Below are 15,858 nucleotides of genomic sequence, written 5' to 3' on the forward strand. Positions count from 1 at the left end.
AAACCCTAATAGACATTAACCCTACATATTTATAAAACGAGGTTATCAGGCAATGCGTGTCCAAAAATTTAAAATAACTGCTTTAACCGTCGTGCCTCTGGCACTGTTTTGCAATGCGTGTTACGCCGAAGCATTACCGGCTACTGAATCAGACAGCTTCAACGACTGGCTCGCTCAGGGAAATATATCTGGCGAGCTGAAGACCATGACTTTTTTCAAAGAGTTCAGCGGTACGTTACCGAACAAGCGCACCAGTTCGCTGGGCGGTGATATTCAGTATCGCAGTCCGGAAATAGGTGGATTCAGCGTTGGGCTGGGCGCTTATGGTGCTTATAACCTGGGAATGAATCCTTCTGACGTTGAGAAAACTGAAATCTATCTGCCATCCGATAACACGACGGTGCTCGGAAAAGCTTTTCTGCGCTATCAGGGATATGGGCTTGATCTTCAGGCTGGTCGTTTTGGCATAGATACCCCTTTTGCGAACGAGGGCGAAGGCTGGACAATGGTCCCTGCCCTATATCAGGGCTTTGGCGGTACATACGCGCTAAATCAGAAAGGCGATTTCAAACTCAATGCTTACCGTATCTATCGTTTCAAACCGCTGAGTTCAGAGCATTTTGAAAAGGGTGATGCGGGCAATCCGGAAATAGAAGATACCAGCGTTCCCTCGGTTGACAGCGATGGTTTTACCACGTTGGGTTTACGTTATGGCCGGCGCTGGAACACCACCGCAGAAGCCTGGTATTACAATTTTGATAAACGCGCACAACTCGCTTATGGTGGCGCGGAAATTCCTGTTGCTGGGCTAAAGTTCAGCAACTGGACACCTTACTGGGGCGCACAATATCTGCATGAGTGGGATGCCAGCGATCAAGCCTCGCCGTATCGCAACGTTGATACCGATCTCTATTCAGGACGCATCGGCATGCGTTCGCGCAATCACGACATCTATTTTGCTGCCACCTATGTGCCGTCCAAAGAGGATGCTTTCCTGAGCGGTGGCTTCTTTGCACCTTACAGTTATGGCATTTATGACCATACGCCGCTGGAGAGCGGACAGCCGCTGGTTTCTATGGTCACCACCAACCAACCTGGTAACGCGTTTGCACTGCGCTACGCCTATCATGATGAAACTTGGTTAGGCGTATTAGGCGTAACGCGTCTGGAGTTGAAAGACTCTACCGGCATCTATTATCCGCTGCCTGCTGAGAACATCAACGCAGCCTTTATGATCCTTGGTTATAACGTCACTCCGCGCCTGCATCTGGAATTTGAGTTGGATTACGTGCATTCCCCTTCAGAAGTCACCGGTAATTATCACGCCGAACGCTTGCGGTTGGTGTATCGCTTTGGCGCAAAGATGGCGGATGACGACTATTAATTCTGACTGACTTCAGGAGAAGGTTATGGCTAAACGGCAAAGTATTTATATTGATGGTTTTCCCCATGCTAATCCCATTCCGGCAGCCTGCCGCATCGGGCCAATGCTCTGTTCTGGCGTTATCTATGGTCGCGATCCGCATACGCAGCAGGTACCCGCAGATTTGGAACAACAGTGTGAACTGATGTTTATGCATGTGCGCAGCATTGTAGAAGCCGCAGGGGGAACGCTTGAGGATGTGATTAAAATGACGTTGTGGATGCAGGATAAATCTCAACGCGAAACGGTGAACCGTCACTGGGAGAAAGCCTTTCCTGACGTCAACGCCCGCCCTGCCCGTCATGCATTAGAGGGTAATTTCACCGGCAATACGCTCATTCAGTGCGATTTTACTGCTGTGCTGGGAGAATGAAAATTGCGGGCAGCATTTGTGTCTGCCCGCCTGTTTATCTATATTGCCTGTGCATCTGACAGTAAAAAATTAAGCGCATTTTTGCGACTCAGACCAACGAACCTGATTGGAAAATCTTATCAAGTCGCGTGTTAGCTTGGTCAGTTACAACATTTCCGATATATTTAAAATCCAGTTATATAGTGTGGTTATTGAACGGGGTAATAATGGTCCAGAATCGCCGTTCGGATGAGATTGCAGATAATCTCAGCACCGGGCAAGCCGATAGTGCTGTAACACAGGTCGGCGGTAAACCAGGCCGGCGCACGCGCGCCTTCGACTATGGTGAACTGCGCCTGCTGTTATTGGCAATGATCGCCAAACAACCCAGCCACGGCTACGAACTGATCCATGAAGTAAAAGAGCGCCTGGGCGGCACGTATAAGCCCAGCCCGGGTGTTATCTATCCGGCTTTAACCTGGCTTTACGATCGCGGCTACACTGAAATCGATTTAGAAAAGGGCGGGCGTAAACGCTACAGTATTACCGATGAAGGTAAAGCATTTCTCAGTGCGAATAAAAGCGTGACCGATATGCTGATGGCACGTGTCGTGCCGAAAGCGCATGGCAAATCGCCACAGGCAATCGTAGAGGCGATGGATCACCTGAAACGCGCACTGAGTTTGCGCATTAAAATGGAGCCGGTTGCCGACGAAGTGATTGCGCGTATAGGCGATATTATTCATATTGCAGCAAATCAAATTGAAGCGTTGTTCAACCTGCCGGTGTTAAGCGAGGGCGCAGAAAAATGCGTTGCTGATATCGCAACCCCAAATGGCGAACGTTATTTACGCCGCCTTTGTAGCCATTTTCAACACCGAACACCCGTTGTGACCGATGAGAGCAGCGGCCATTTTCGCATGAGTATGGGCGAAGTGCGCATGGAGGCACTGGAAGGCATTTTCCGCGTGAGCTTAACCGCGCTTAACGCAGAAAATCTTCAGGAGATGCAGCACATTTTAGTGCGTCATCTGGAAGAAGCGGCAGTACGTGAAAAGCTGGATGTAACCTGGCAGTCTGTTTAATGTAATGAAGTAAAATGCAGACAGGATCCGTTTCGTCTGCATTTTTATGGCTTACTCTTTTAACCTGGCATGGAAATCTGCTGCCAGCACGCTGGTGGATTTCACCAGCAATCCCACATCGCTGCCTACCGCAACAAACGTCGCGCCCAGCTCAAGATATCGGGCGCAAAGTAAGGGATCGGCGCTTAAAATACCTGCCGCTTTGCCATGTGACTGAATTCGTATTAATGCTTGCTCAACAGCTTGCTGGACTTCTTCTGCGGCTGGCTGGCCAAGATATCCCATATCCGCAGCGAGATCGGCGGGACCAATAAACACCCCGTCTACACCTTCAGTGGCGGCTATTGCATCCAACTGCTCCAGACCGGCGCGACTTTCAATCTGTACCAGCAAGCAGATTTGTTCATTCGCTGACGTCAGATAATCTGCGATACGATTAAAAGCGGATGCACGGGCCAGTGCTGCGCCGACTCCACGAATGCCCTGCGGTGGATAGCGAACAGCTTTCACCAGAGCCTGTGCCTGTTCTGCGTTCTCGACCATGGGAATTAATAATGTCTGGGCGCCAATATCTAACAGTTGCTTTATCAGCCACGGTGCGTCCATCGGTGCGCGAACAACGGCATGTCCCGATGCAACAGAGAGTGCCTGAAGCTGGCTCATCAACAGCGGCACATCATTCGGCGCATGTTCACCATCAAGCAGCAACCAGTCGAACCCGGCACCGGCGCAGATCTCTGCTGCATAAGGACTGGCAAGCGCCAGCCAGAGACCAATTTGCGGCTCTTTTCTGAGTAGCGCTTTTTTAAAGTGATTTACGGGTGCAGGCATTTTGACCTCACTCAAAATAGCAGCTGACTGAACCCTGTGGCCCAAAATCAGCATGAATAGTGTCCCCATGACGGGCTTCAACCGGGCGAATAAAAGAGCCCGCCAGCACGATCTGCCCGGCTTCAATGTAATCGCCATATTGTGACAGCCGGTTTGCCAACCAGGCGATGCCACGTGCCGGATGATTAAGCACCCCCGCACCTAAACCGGTTTCTTCCACCGTTGCATTGCGCGAAACAATGGCCCCTGTCCAGCGCAAATCAATCTGATCAGGCGCAAAAAGCTGGCTGCCCAATACAATGCCGGCATTAGCGGCATTATCAGAAACGGTATCAATAATGGTGCGCGATTTACCGCTGGCGGGATCGCTTCGCACAATGCGCGTATCCAGTATTTCCAGCGCAGGCACGATATACGCGGTGGCGTTTAAGACATCGCTGACGCTAACATTCTCGCCATTGAGCGGCGCTTTCATAATAAATGCCAGTTCAGCTTCAATACGCGGCTGAATAAAGCGATCTGCCGTGATCGTGTCGCCATCTTCAAACAGCATGTCATCAAACAGCACGCCTGAATCTGGTGTGGAAATATTGAGCGCATACTGCATCGCTTTTGATGTCAGACCAATCTTCCAGCCAATAACCTTACGCCCCGTCTCTTTTTTTTGTTTCACCCAGGCACGTTGAACGGCATAGGCCTCATCCAGCGTCATGGTGGGATGTAGAAGGGAGACTAATCCAATTTGCTGACGTGATTTTTCTGCGTTATCGAGTGCTTCAGCCACACTCAAAATATCTGATTGGCTAAGCATGATTCACCCCTCATCGCGAACAACGTTGCGCAGCGTCCCAATCCCTTCCGCCTGTACTTCAATCACATCACCAGGCTTGAGCCAGATGGGAGGCTCAAAGCGCGCACCCGCACCGGTAGGCGTACCGGTAAAAATGATATCGCCGGGATTCAGCGGAATAAAAGTCGAAACGTAAGCGATGATCCAGGCGAAAGAGAAGGTCATATTACTGGTACGGTCGTTTTGGCGAAGCTCACCGTTCACGTAAGTAGCCAGATGGATATCATTCAGCTGAGCGGCATGGGTAAAGGGCACCAGCCAGGGACCGATCGCGCCGGAATGATAAAAATTTTTACCCTGAGTGACGTTGAATTTGCTGTGGCGGACCCAGTCACGCACCGTGCCTTCGTTGCCCAGCGTAATGGCCGCAATATGATCCATTGCGTCGTTCTGGGCAATGCGGCGGCCCGCTTTACCTATAACGATCACAATCTCGCCTTCATAATCAAGCTGTTCACTTTCGGCAGGACGCAGCAAAGGCTGAAGATGTCCGGTGAGTGACTCTGGAAAACGGACAAACAGAGAAGGGTAATCAGCCGCGACCTGATTATCTTTGTACTCGGCATTACGGTTGGGATAATTAACCCCCACACATAAAATCTTACCGGGATGAGTGAGCGGCACTTCAAACTGAATATCGCTTAGCGCATAGTCAACGGGCAGGTTTTCCGCGTCGGCGGTCAATGTTTGCAGGGCATTATCGGCAATGATCGCATCAAGTGTTGGCCAGCGATCGCCAACGCGTTTACTGAGGTCAATCACACCCTGTCCCTTTATCAGACCATAACCTTTAACCCGTCCATCAAGCGTGGAGAAACTGACAAATCTGATCGGTTCCAATGGAAATCTCCTTCATTTCGTCCTGCCGGGCAAAAAAGCGGCGAACAGAAGCCCGCCGCTCCCAGCATGGTGGCTGAGCAGTAAATAAGACACAGAGGGTTTTACGGCGTTGACGCAGCGCCGAAACGCGTTACTCCAGTTTGAAAATACGCGCGGCATTCCCGCCCAGGATACTGGCTTTATCCTCTTCGCTGATGTCCAGACTCCGAATAGTTTCAATGCCCTTGAAGAACCAGTCTTTACGGATCGGATATGAGCTGCCGTAGAGAATATTTTTGCCGCCAATGACTTTCACTGCCGCTTCGAGCTGCGCTTTACCCCACTGCGGTGCGCCTGACGTGTCGAAGAAAATGTTATTACTCAATTGCGCGCGCAGGTTTCCAGTTCCGGTCTGGAAACGGTCGACCGCATCGTTAAACTGATGTTGTGGTGGCACCAGCATGTCGGCGAATGCATAAAATGCACCCCCCAGCATTGAATGGATAAAACGCAGGTTCGGCAGCTCATCGAACATGCCGCTAAACAGCTCACGTCCTACTGCAGTAGCCTGATCAACGCAGCGTCCAAACTGACGACGCTGATTGGTATAAGGCAGTACCGAATTGAAATCGACCGGCAGCGGTGTGTGATGCACCACAACCGGCACATTCAGGTCATTGAGGAATTTCAGGTAGGGGCGAAACGCCGCATCATCAAGATAGATCTGACCATAGTGCGCCACGATCTGTGCACCCCGAAAACCGAGCTGATTCAGGCAGCGATCCACTTCACGCAGGCAATCATCGGTACCCCATGGCGGCACCACTGCCAACGCCGACATCCGGCCCTCGCTGCGGTTCACATACTCTGCCATGCGGGTGTTGACCTCTTTACAGGTCTCTAAATCGAGCCATTCCTGCCACACTGGCAGACGGAAAATAGCGTGATCCACGCTAGCTTTTTCCATGTCGGCGAGCTGGCTTTCCAGCGTGTACTGACCCTCGGCATAGTTGAGATTCACATAGCCTTTAGGTTGCTCAATGATCAACTGGCTCAGCGCCGTTCCTTCAATTTGTTCCACCCGCGTATGCACACCGTATTGTTTGGGTACGCAGTCGAGGAAAGAGTTAAGAAGTTTCTTGTCGGAGAAAAGTTCACCCGGCAGCCAGTGCATGTTGGAATCAATAATCTTGCTCATAATCCGTTCCTTTCTGTCTACGTTAAGATTGCTTCACGTTATTTTTGTGTGGCAAAGACCGACTTGTATTTAGCCGGCTGGTCTGTCTCTTTCTCTGTTGGTATACGCATACCCGCTTTGGCGTGGTATTCACTGAAAATCGACAAGGCTTCTTCGTGGGGGAAGATAGCTTCTATATCTTCAAACGGTTTGCCCCCACTGCGTTCTTCTACAATACGGCGCACGACTTCCGGCCCTTCACCCCGTGAGGCAACAACCAGCCAGTTCACCTTCTCGCGACGCTCATTTTCATAAGCGCTGAGTGCTTCAACCGGATCGGCAACAGACGCCAGTTTTTCGGCGATCACTCGCGCATCCACAAACGCCTGGCACACGCTGTTACCGCCACGGGGATACATGGCATGCGCGGCATCGCCCAGCAACGTAATACGACCAAACGACCATTGCGGTAACGGATCGTGGTCGATAAGCGGAAACAGGTAGCATTCGCTGGCATTACGGATCATTTCGCTGACATCAAGAAAATCGAGCTTGCAGTCGTCAAATACATGTTCAATTTCTTTCACACCGGTTTTCTGATTCCAGTCTTCTTCGCTCTGCGGCTTTTCGTTCTGCTCGATAACCCAGTTGACCAACTGGTTACCGTTGCCATCTACGTTGTCCTGTATCGGGTAAACGATCAGCGTGCCCTGACGAATCGGATCGCCGATATGCAAAATGCTGCCACCAGTTTTGAATGGCGGCATTACTGTGACACCGCGGTAAAGCGTCAAACCGGAGAAATGACTGCGCGCCGATTCGGGCAGCAGTTTGCTGCGGATCACAGAACGAATCCCGTCTACGCCAATGACCACATCGGCGTGGACGCTCTGTGGCGCATCGGGATTCAGATGGTTATCGAAATGTACGGTAACGCCGTTTTCATCCTGTTCAATTCCGCTGCAACGACAGCCCAGCGTAATGGCATCCTGACCCAACCTTTCCTGTACCGCTTTGTAGAGCATCATTTGCAGACGACCCCGATGAACAAATCGCTGGTCATGGTCGTAGCCCATATGACGGCCGCACTGTTCTGCAAAAATTTGCTGTCCGTGGCCGGTGTAAAAGATCGATTCTTTCGCTTCAACCGAAATGTCGACAAACGCGTCGTATAAACCTAGCTCGGTAATTTCCCTGACTGCATAGGGTTTGATGTCAACGCCGACACCCAGCGGTTTTATCTCTGCAACGGCTTCAAACAGCCGCGGGCGAAAACCCTGTTGATGCAGGCGCAGGGCAGCGGCAAGGCCAGCCGGGCCCGCACCGATGATGACGATATCCAACATAGTGACGTCCTCTTGTTTATGAATTTTTAAGCTCAGCGTTCAGGAAATTCAGATATGGCTTTTCAGGGTGCTACGGTCTCCAGCATGGGCGTCGCGTCCGGGCTGATGATTAACATCGCGCAGCCAGATCGGTACGCCTGCCAGACAAACAACCAGCCCACCGATAACCAACACTGCCAGCGACTGCATGCTTCCACTGTGTTGTGCCGCGATAAACAGTGGAGGACCCAAGAACACGCCAACCAGCGTCAGTTGTGTGATCAAGCCGCTGGTGGCGCCAATGCTTTCACGTGCTGGCGCGACGACCGGTGCCATTGCCCACATGCCCACCAGCAGGCCGCTGCCAAACATAAACAGCCATGACGCGCCCACCGAGAGCATGAAACCGAGTGGCAACATGTAAATTGCGAGGGCTGGAATGCCGGTAAGGATAAGCCCAACGAATCCAATCGCGGCGGCCTTTACTCCCCGGTTAAGCATTGCGCCTACCATCAGGCAGCCAATGCCGTTACATATCATCGCCACCACATTCCAGTGCGCCACTTCCACCAGCGGTACGCTGTAGCGTTTCGATAAATAGGGCGCAAGTGTGGAAATAATGCCGGTTTGCAAAAAGGCGTCGGCACCAAATGAAATACCGAGCAGATAGATCAGTGGGCTTCTCAGAACAGCGCGCAGACCACGCGTGCGTGAAAACTGCGCTTTCTCTTCTGCACTCCGACGCGGCAGGCTAATCATGGCGATGAATGCCAGCAGCAGCGTCAGTAGCGAATGCGCAATAAACGCAGCGCGCCAGTTACTGAAGTGGTCCGCAAGACCGGCAGAGAGAAAGGGCAGCAGAAAACTGGCGGGAACAAAGGTTGACCATAATGCCATCGCCATATTGCGTTGTTTGCCGGTCGTAATACGAATTAACAGCGTTACAGCGGCAACGGCCGTCATGACGTAACCTATGCCTGTCACGATTCGCCCGGCTAAAAGTAAGTTGAATGTGGGGGCGGCAACGACACAAACATCACCAATGACAATAACGACGGCACCGACTAACAGAACAATACGGTCCCCGGCACGATCAACAATGTATCCGGCCAACAGTGCACCTAACGCAACCATCAGCGAAGGCAGGGACATAATGAGGCCCATCTGGCTGTGGTCGAATACGTGAAACTCTTTAGCAATAGAACCTAATTCAGTTACGGCTTCGCTAACGGTCATTGCAGCCATTACGCCGAGGGCGTAGGCAACGAGAATTCTGACGAGTGGATTTTGAATGAATGTACTCACGATCCTGTCTCCCTAAAGCTGATATCACAGTCTGCTGATGCAGAAACAGAGGGATAGCGGGCTTTGCGCCACGCGTATTACAGCGTTACTGCAGAACGGTTAACCATCGTTAGCCAAGGCAAGAAAACGTTCCAGCGTAGGAGGATCGACACGGATTTCCGGTTGAGTGAGAACACTGTCAGTAAAGGACGTGGCTTCGGTAAACCACTTGTTCTGGGCGGGAAGTCCCCACTGATCGGCGCGTTTAGGATCAGCTAAATCCCAGCCGAGTGCGGGTTCCAGATCGATGTGCTGATAATGCGTATTGAACAATTCGATGCGATGCCCGTCAGGATCGCGGAAATAAGTAAACAGTGCACCACTGATACCGTGCCGGCCAGGGCCACGCTCCAGGCTGGGCGCATAACCTAACGCACCGGCAACATCACAGGCGCGGATCATGTCGTTGGAATCCGGCAGGGTATAAGCAAAGTGATGCAGGCGCGGGCCTGGACCTTGGGTGAAGACGATATCGTGCGGATTGCCTTTCCGTTGCAGCCAGACGCCCCATAAATGTTGCATCTCACTAATATTCGAATAGGTATATTCACTGACGCGAAATCCGAGAGCCTGATAAAAGCCCCACGTCTGGCGAACATCGCTGACCTGCAGCTGATAGTGATCAAGTCGCTGCGCGCTGGCCCCGCGATAATGCTGATACTGTTTCAGCATCCGTTCACGCGGTTCCATTGATGCGCAAAATTCGAGTGGCACACCCACATTGTCTCTGACGCGCAGCGTGAGCCCCTGATAAGGCACATCAGCCAGCGTCGCCGTTTTGCCCTGTTCGGCAAAATAGTCCTGTGCTTTATAGATATCGTCTTCATTACGTACGCGCATTCCGATACATACACATGTCGCTTCAGATGATTTACGCAGCACTAAACTGTGGTGCCCGCGCTCTTCGAGGCCGCGTAAATAGACAGCCGAATCATCTTCATCACTCACCACTAGCCCGACCAGCTCGGTATAGAAATGCCGGCTGGCATTAAGGTCGCGGACGTTAAGCACGACGTGGCTGGCACGCGTTACATTAAAGGGGGGTTCCAAAACCAACTCATCAATCTGTGGCATGGGCATGTTCTCTCTTTCAGACGAAGCGATTGTCAGTATTGTTATGTGAGCCAGCAATGACATAACCGGCCCGCTTTTGCCCCCGCCACTACGACTGACTTCAGTAACGAGGAAGCGATAATTTAGATATATCGTATTAATAGATATATCTCATTGTTTGCGATGAATTGGAGATCAAGCGCACAATTCAGGATGAAGGTTAAAAAACGTTGAAGTTGCAGCGCTCAGCAAAGCGAAAAAGGTATTAAGTGAGGGATCACTCAATACCTTTTTTATGATGCTGTCCGTACTGGCAGGATCAGCATGTGGAGGAAAGTTATTATTTTATAATGCGTTAGTGCGAGCTTGATACAAATTAAGATTCTACAGATTTAAGCTGTGCAAGCGTTTGTTGCAAAATGGCGGCAACCTGTCGCTGCGTCTCTTCATCACTGCCATGATAGCTATGTAACTGGCTTCGTAGTTCATGAAGCGCCTGCATTAATGACGATTCAAACGGCTGACGCTGCTCAGACATTGCCTGATTCACGGTTTCGCTCTGCTGAGCGAACAACGCCAGTTTAGCAAGCAACGCATCCGCCATTGCCTGATTGTCGGTCAGCCAGCTTTCTCCCTGCTCATTGATCGCATAGCGTTTGCGGTTACCTTCCTGATGCACAGTGACATGGCCCACATCTTCAAGGTAAGTCAGGGCTGGATAAATCACGCCCGGGCTTGGTTTATAAAAACCGCCGCTTTTTTCTGACAGAGTTTTGATCAGCTCATAGCCGTAGCTGGCCTGCTCTTTCAACAACGTCAGTAATAAAATCTGTAACTCATCCGCACCAAATTTCCTGCCACGAAGGAAAGAGGGACGATCGCGATGACCGGAATCACCACCACCACGACGATGCCCGCGATGACCCCCGTCACGTCCGCCATGCGGACCGGCAAAACGTCCCCGATGACGTTCACCGCGCATCGCCTGATGCCACTGGTTAACGCTTGTTTCTGGCTTCTCTGTACGGCTTTCAACCTGATCAGCAAATTCATTGCGGTGCGCGTGTTTTCGACCACAGCCGCCACGGCGTTCATTAAACATATCTCTAAACATAGGTCTCTCCTGATTAAATGTGTCTTAAGACTGTATCGTAAGATATTCATCTTTGTATATCTTACGATAATAAGATGCAAGAGGATTTTTGATACATCAGGGATGAGAAAACAGTAAATCAACAGCCAAAAATTTGCCGCTGTAGTTAGAAAGCTGCTGATTTAGAAGATAATTAATTGCTTTTAGAAGAGGGGGGAGGAATTAAAAGCTGACCATATAAAATGACCAGCTTTGATGTTTGTACTTAATTACAGCACATTTTGCTCATTCGGGACTTTCTATCAGAATGACGTGGTTACGCCCGCATAGTAAGCGCGACCAGGTTCGTTATAGGTAGAGGCACCCTCATTTTCCCGATAAATACGTTTATCAAGTAAGTTACTGATACCAGCAGTGAAACGAAGGTTTTTATTAAACTGATAGTTTGCTCCTACGCCCCAGATGGCATAGGCACCCACTTCGTTTTCCGCCAGCCCGCTGGCTTCCTTACGAATTTCGGCTGTGGTACGTGGATGCTGGCGGCCATACATAGTCCAGCTGAGGGTAGTCGACAAGGCATCTGTCATCTGCCATTCCAGCCAGCTGTTTACGGTATATTTCGGGATCAGAGACAGAGGATTACCTGTCTCTTTATATTTGGAGGTAAACATGTAGGTCGCATTGGTTCGCCAGTTCAGGGTGTCTTCTACCACAGGGATAGTCAGGTTCGCTTCCATTCCCTGAGTGAGAGCCTTGCCCCCGTTCTGCCACTGATAGATATCATACGTGGATGAGTAACGCGCGTTTGCCACCTCAACGGTGCCCAGAGAATTACCGTTATCCGCGACGATTTTATTCTGATAATCATTGCGGAAGTAGGTAAGCCCCGCACTGTAGCCTTCGTCGTTCCATTGCAGACCGATTTCTTTGTTAATGCTGATTTCAGGTTTGAGATCGCTGTTACCCATCAGATAACAACCGGTGCTGCCACCAATGTTACAGCCATTACCGCTGCTTGCCAGCAGATAACCTTCACTGGACTGATAGAGATTCGGCGCTTTGAAAACGCGTGCGATACCGGCTTTGAACGTAACATTGTCGCCTAACGCATGCTGCAGGTTCAGGCTTGGGCTCCAGTTACTGCCAAAGCGATCGCTGTAATCAAACCGCACGCCAGGGATGAGAGTCGTACCGTCAAAAGCATCAATCGTATCTTCCAGGTAAACAGCACTGAGTTCCTGACTGTTTTTACTGGCTCGCTGCGAGGGATCGCCGGAAATACCGTTAATGTCGAGCCCTGTGGCGTCAGTTTCCTGCATTGACGCGGGATCATTGAGTTGTTCTTTGTTCCACTCAGCACCCAGCGTTAGGGTATTGTCTACCCACAGCGTAAAAGGAATAGTGAATTCGTTATTAATCCGCCAGGTTTTGTAACGGCTGGTATTGTAGGTATCGCTGCTAATCATACCTTCGACTTTACCGGTTGAACCTTCTGCCAGACGGGTATTGTGCGTATCCTCATAGCTCATCGTCAGCTTAGACTGGCCCCAGTCCCAAATGCCGTTATGTATTATGCTATAGGCCTGACGATACATACGGTTGGTTTCTGAACCATATAAATCAGGGACAAGCGTGCTTAAATTACTGTTACTGTACTGCGTGTCACCGGCATAAATATTGCCTTGTCGGCTATAGGCATAATTAAAATCAAGATACTGTTGCGGATTAATTTTCCACTGAAGCTGGGTATTAATATCGCGGTTACGTACTCCTTCCCTGCCGGCTGCGTAAGAGCCATTTTCGCTGTTATTGATATCATATGCATCTGCGTCAGTTTTATTGATATTCCCAAACAGACGCAGGGTTAAAACATCATCAACAAGCGGGCCGCTTAAGCTGAAATTCATGCGCTTCGTTGCGCCTTCATCTTTATCTTCGGGCTGATTGGTAAAGAGTGACAGAGAACCATGCCAGTCATTGGTTGGGCGTATAGTAACAATATTGACGACGCCACCCATTGCGCCTGAACCATAATGCGCAGCGGCTGGGCCACGTAAAACATCAATATGATCAACCATCTCTGGCGGCACCCAGTTACTGTCGCCACGGGTATCGCGTTCACCCGTCCGGCTATAACGAACTGAGCTTCTCGATGAAACCGGCACACCGTCAATCAATATAAGCGTATTTTCAGGCCCCATTCCCCGGATATCAATTTGGCGGTTATTTCCGCGGCTACCGGTTGCACTGTTGCCGGTTAAATTCACGCCCGGCATTTTACGAATAATTTCTGATAAATCATTTACGGGTGGGTCACGTTCAATATCTTTTTGTGTAATCAGAGAAGCGCCAGGCTGTTGTTTCAGCTTCTCTTCCGGCTTTGCCGTAACAACCATAACGTCAGCATTTGTAGCCTTCTTTTCAGTGACATCTTCTGAGTTACTTTTCGTTCTGGCTTTATTTGGCAATGAAGCATTGTTTATTTCTTCGGCATTCCGTAATAACGGTACTGAAGATTCTGAATTCGAAGCCAGAGAATATCCGCTATGAATTATGCTGCCTACCAGTAAAGACAAGGCAGTTTTCCGTGCATTAAAAAAATAAGACATATGATTATACCAGGTTATTTTTATCGGCAAAAAATTGCGCCGTAATAATTATCATAATCATTCGCATTTATCAGAAGGATGAATCATAAAGATACATTTAAACGCAATTGGTTACATTCAACGACAGAAAACTGCGGTGACATGTGCAGAAAGTTTAATTTATGGATAAAAAATGGAGAACGTAAAAGAAGTGTATTTGAAAGGGCGTTTCATTTAACGTAATGAAGGTTATTCGCGCCTGAATGGTAGTCACCGTTTAATTATATCGCTTTTGGTGATGCGGTTAGAAAACATCAGCGACATTAATGCCGCTAACGCTTGGCTGGAAAACTTTATTGCCGGCTTCAACCGTCACTTCGCCAGAACAGCAAAACACCCGAAAAACCTGCACCGTCCGGTCAGTGAAACGCCGACGGAGCTGGAGGATACCTTTGCCTGGCAGGAGCTGCGCATGCTGTAGAAGCTGCTGAAGTAACAGTACGAAAAATATCGTATCTGGCTCAACCTAATGAATAAAAAAACGTGCGTCACCGGTCAAAAGATCAGCATTTATGACTACGCTGATCTGCGCTAAAGTTTTATATTAAATAGCTAAGGGCTTGGCGCAAAACGCCGATTGCAGGGATTACACGTAAAACATTGCGAAGAAATTCTGCCTGTTCAGGCAGAAGATCAGGTTAAAACTTGAATGCTAAGCAATGGGCCAGCAAGTGCTATTCCCCTTTATTATGCCAGCCTCTAACAAATGCAAAACTCATTCTTATGGATCCTTTGGTGTCGGCGGTGTGCCGTGCGTATGGAAGGTCTCAATAGTCTTTAATCCCCACGCTTGTCCTTTTTTACGCTCGGTCTCTGTCCATACCACAGTCTGCCAGTCCGGGGCGAGTATCAGGCGAGCGCCGGAGTTTGCCAGCTCTACGCGATTTCCCGCCGGCTCCCAGACGTAAAGGAAAAAGGTCCCCTGAATCGCATGCTTATGCGGGCCCGTCTCAATATGCACGCCGTTTTCGAGAAAGATATCGGCAGCGCGTAGTATATCCTCTCGGGTGTCTGTGGCATAAGTCACGTGGTGCAGACGTCCTCTGCCGCCGCCATGCTCTTCCGTGCATGCCAGATCGTAGGTTTTATTATTGATCGTGAACCAGCAGCCACCAATCCGGCCATTATCAAGCTGAATCATCTCGGTAACCCGCGAGCCGAGGCAGGTTTCCATAAAGCGTTTAAACTCACTTACGTCCGCTGCAAGCAAATTAAGATGATCGAGGCGGCGAGGACAAGCACCACGTCCATGGTAACGCTGCGCAAGATTTTTCAGTGACGGGGTCTCACCTACTTCAGCCTGATAGCGTACGGTTTCATAATAAATTTCAAAAACATGACCGAAAGGATCGGCAAAGCGGAAGGCGCGACCGTGTCCCTGATCATCATTCACCCAGCCAATTATTTCATAATCGCTGGCTTCAATTACGGCCACACGTCGCATCAGCGCTGCTTCCGAGCTGGCACGATAAGCAATGTGCCCTACTCCAGTCGTATGATGACGCGTCAGCTTCAGGGTATGAAATTCATAGTCATCCCAAGCACGCAGCCATGCATGCTTTTCATCCTGCGCCGAGACGGTAAGGCCATAGACATTGACGAAGAAATTAAGGCTCTCTTCAAATTTGTCAGTGTAAATCTCGACATGTGCCAGATGGGCAATATCATGACAGGGCTCCGTCATTTGATTTGTCATAAGGACCTCCTTTCTTGTGTAGGCGTACCAATGTTCTCTGTTTAATTAAGAGGTAAGTTATCCGCCTTTCACCCAACAAGAGAGTTGGTTTTACCTTTGCAGGTATGAGTTTCTTTTATAATGTGACAGCGGTAACACGACAGGCTGGGTAAAGAAGCGGCA

14 protein-coding genes are annotated in these 15,858 nt (G+C 49.9%); 4 read left to right on the forward strand and 10 right to left on the reverse strand.

What is annotated here, in order from left to right:
- Positions 1–52: 52 nt before the first annotated feature.
- The 3 genes from ACF2G4_RS22915 to ACF2G4_RS22925 all read left to right on the forward strand — a co-directional run bounded on the left by ACF2G4_RS22915 (position 53) and on the right by ACF2G4_RS22925 (position 2,860).
- Complete coding sequence (locus tag ACF2G4_RS22915; protein WP_409076613.1) at positions 53–1,384, forward strand: hypothetical protein; 1,332 nt, start codon at positions 53–55, stop codon at positions 1,382–1,384.
- Between the two features lie 25 nt (positions 1,385–1,409).
- Positions 1,410–1,796, forward strand: coding sequence for a RidA family protein (locus ACF2G4_RS22920; RefSeq protein WP_409076614.1), 387 nt, complete (start codon positions 1,410–1,412; stop codon positions 1,794–1,796).
- 206 nt (positions 1,797–2,002) lie between these two features.
- Positions 2,003–2,860, forward strand: a complete 858-nt coding sequence (locus tag ACF2G4_RS22925) for a DUF2218 domain-containing protein (protein WP_409076615.1) — start codon at positions 2,003–2,005, stop codon at positions 2,858–2,860.
- Positions 2,861–2,911: 51 nt separating this feature from the next.
- Here the strand turns inward: ACF2G4_RS22925 and hpaI are convergent, their stop codons facing one another.
- The 9 genes from hpaI to ACF2G4_RS22970 all read right to left on the reverse strand — a co-directional run bounded on the left by hpaI (position 2,912) and on the right by ACF2G4_RS22970 (position 13,961).
- Positions 2,912–3,691, reverse strand: coding sequence for a 4-hydroxy-2-oxoheptanedioate aldolase (gene hpaI / locus ACF2G4_RS22930; protein WP_409076616.1), 780 nt, complete (start codon positions 3,689–3,691; stop codon positions 2,912–2,914).
- Positions 3,692–3,698: 7 nt separating this feature from the next.
- Entirely contained in the window at positions 3,699–4,502 is an 804-nt protein-coding gene (gene hpaH / locus ACF2G4_RS22935) for a 2-oxo-hept-4-ene-1,7-dioate hydratase (RefSeq protein ID WP_332625041.1), read from the reverse strand.
- A 3-nt stretch (positions 4,503–4,505) separates the two neighbouring features.
- Complete coding sequence (locus ACF2G4_RS22940; RefSeq protein WP_409076621.1) at positions 4,506–5,372, reverse strand: fumarylacetoacetate hydrolase family protein; 867 nt, start codon at positions 5,370–5,372, stop codon at positions 4,506–4,508.
- Between the two features lie 139 nt (positions 5,373–5,511).
- Entirely contained in the window at positions 5,512–6,558 is a 1,047-nt protein-coding gene (locus ACF2G4_RS22945) for an amidohydrolase family protein (RefSeq protein WP_409076466.1), read from the reverse strand.
- A gap of 38 nt (positions 6,559–6,596) precedes the next feature.
- Positions 6,597–7,883 (reverse strand): FAD-dependent monooxygenase, encoded by a 1,287-nt coding sequence (locus ACF2G4_RS22950; protein WP_409076467.1) that lies wholly within the window; start codon positions 7,881–7,883, stop codon positions 6,597–6,599.
- A 48-nt stretch (positions 7,884–7,931) separates the two neighbouring features.
- Positions 7,932–9,167, reverse strand: coding sequence for an MFS transporter (locus ACF2G4_RS22955; protein WP_409076468.1), 1,236 nt, complete (start codon positions 9,165–9,167; stop codon positions 7,932–7,934).
- Between the two features lie 99 nt (positions 9,168–9,266).
- Positions 9,267–10,280, reverse strand: a complete 1,014-nt coding sequence (hpaD, locus tag ACF2G4_RS22960) for a 3,4-dihydroxyphenylacetate 2,3-dioxygenase (RefSeq protein ID WP_409076469.1) — start codon at positions 10,278–10,280, stop codon at positions 9,267–9,269.
- A 355-nt stretch (positions 10,281–10,635) separates the two neighbouring features.
- The gene (locus ACF2G4_RS22965; protein ID WP_409076470.1) at positions 10,636–11,373 is read right to left on the reverse strand and encodes a PadR family transcriptional regulator; all 738 of its coding nucleotides are present in this window, start codon (positions 11,371–11,373) and stop codon (positions 10,636–10,638) included.
- 281 nt (positions 11,374–11,654) lie between these two features.
- A complete protein-coding gene (locus ACF2G4_RS22970) occupies positions 11,655–13,961 on the reverse strand; it encodes a FepA family TonB-dependent siderophore receptor (protein WP_409076471.1) in 2,307 nt (768 codons plus the stop codon).
- Positions 13,962–14,238: 277 nt separating this feature from the next.
- On the opposite strand from ACF2G4_RS22970, the gene ACF2G4_RS22975 reads away from it, so the two are divergent.
- On the forward strand, positions 14,239–14,421 hold the full coding sequence (locus ACF2G4_RS22975; RefSeq protein WP_409076472.1) for a hypothetical protein: 183 nt from the start codon (positions 14,239–14,241) through the stop codon (positions 14,419–14,421).
- Positions 14,422–14,721: 300 nt separating this feature from the next.
- On the opposite strand, the gene ACF2G4_RS22980 is transcribed toward ACF2G4_RS22975, so the two are convergent.
- Complete coding sequence (locus ACF2G4_RS22980; protein WP_409076473.1) at positions 14,722–15,696, reverse strand: VOC family protein; 975 nt, start codon at positions 15,694–15,696, stop codon at positions 14,722–14,724.
- Between the last annotated feature and the right edge of the window lie 162 nt (positions 15,697–15,858).

It is taken from the genome of Pantoea phytostimulans (assembly GCF_046118715.1).
In the GTDB taxonomy this organism is placed as follows: domain Bacteria; phylum Pseudomonadota; class Gammaproteobacteria; order Enterobacterales; family Enterobacteriaceae; genus Pantoea; species Pantoea phytostimulans.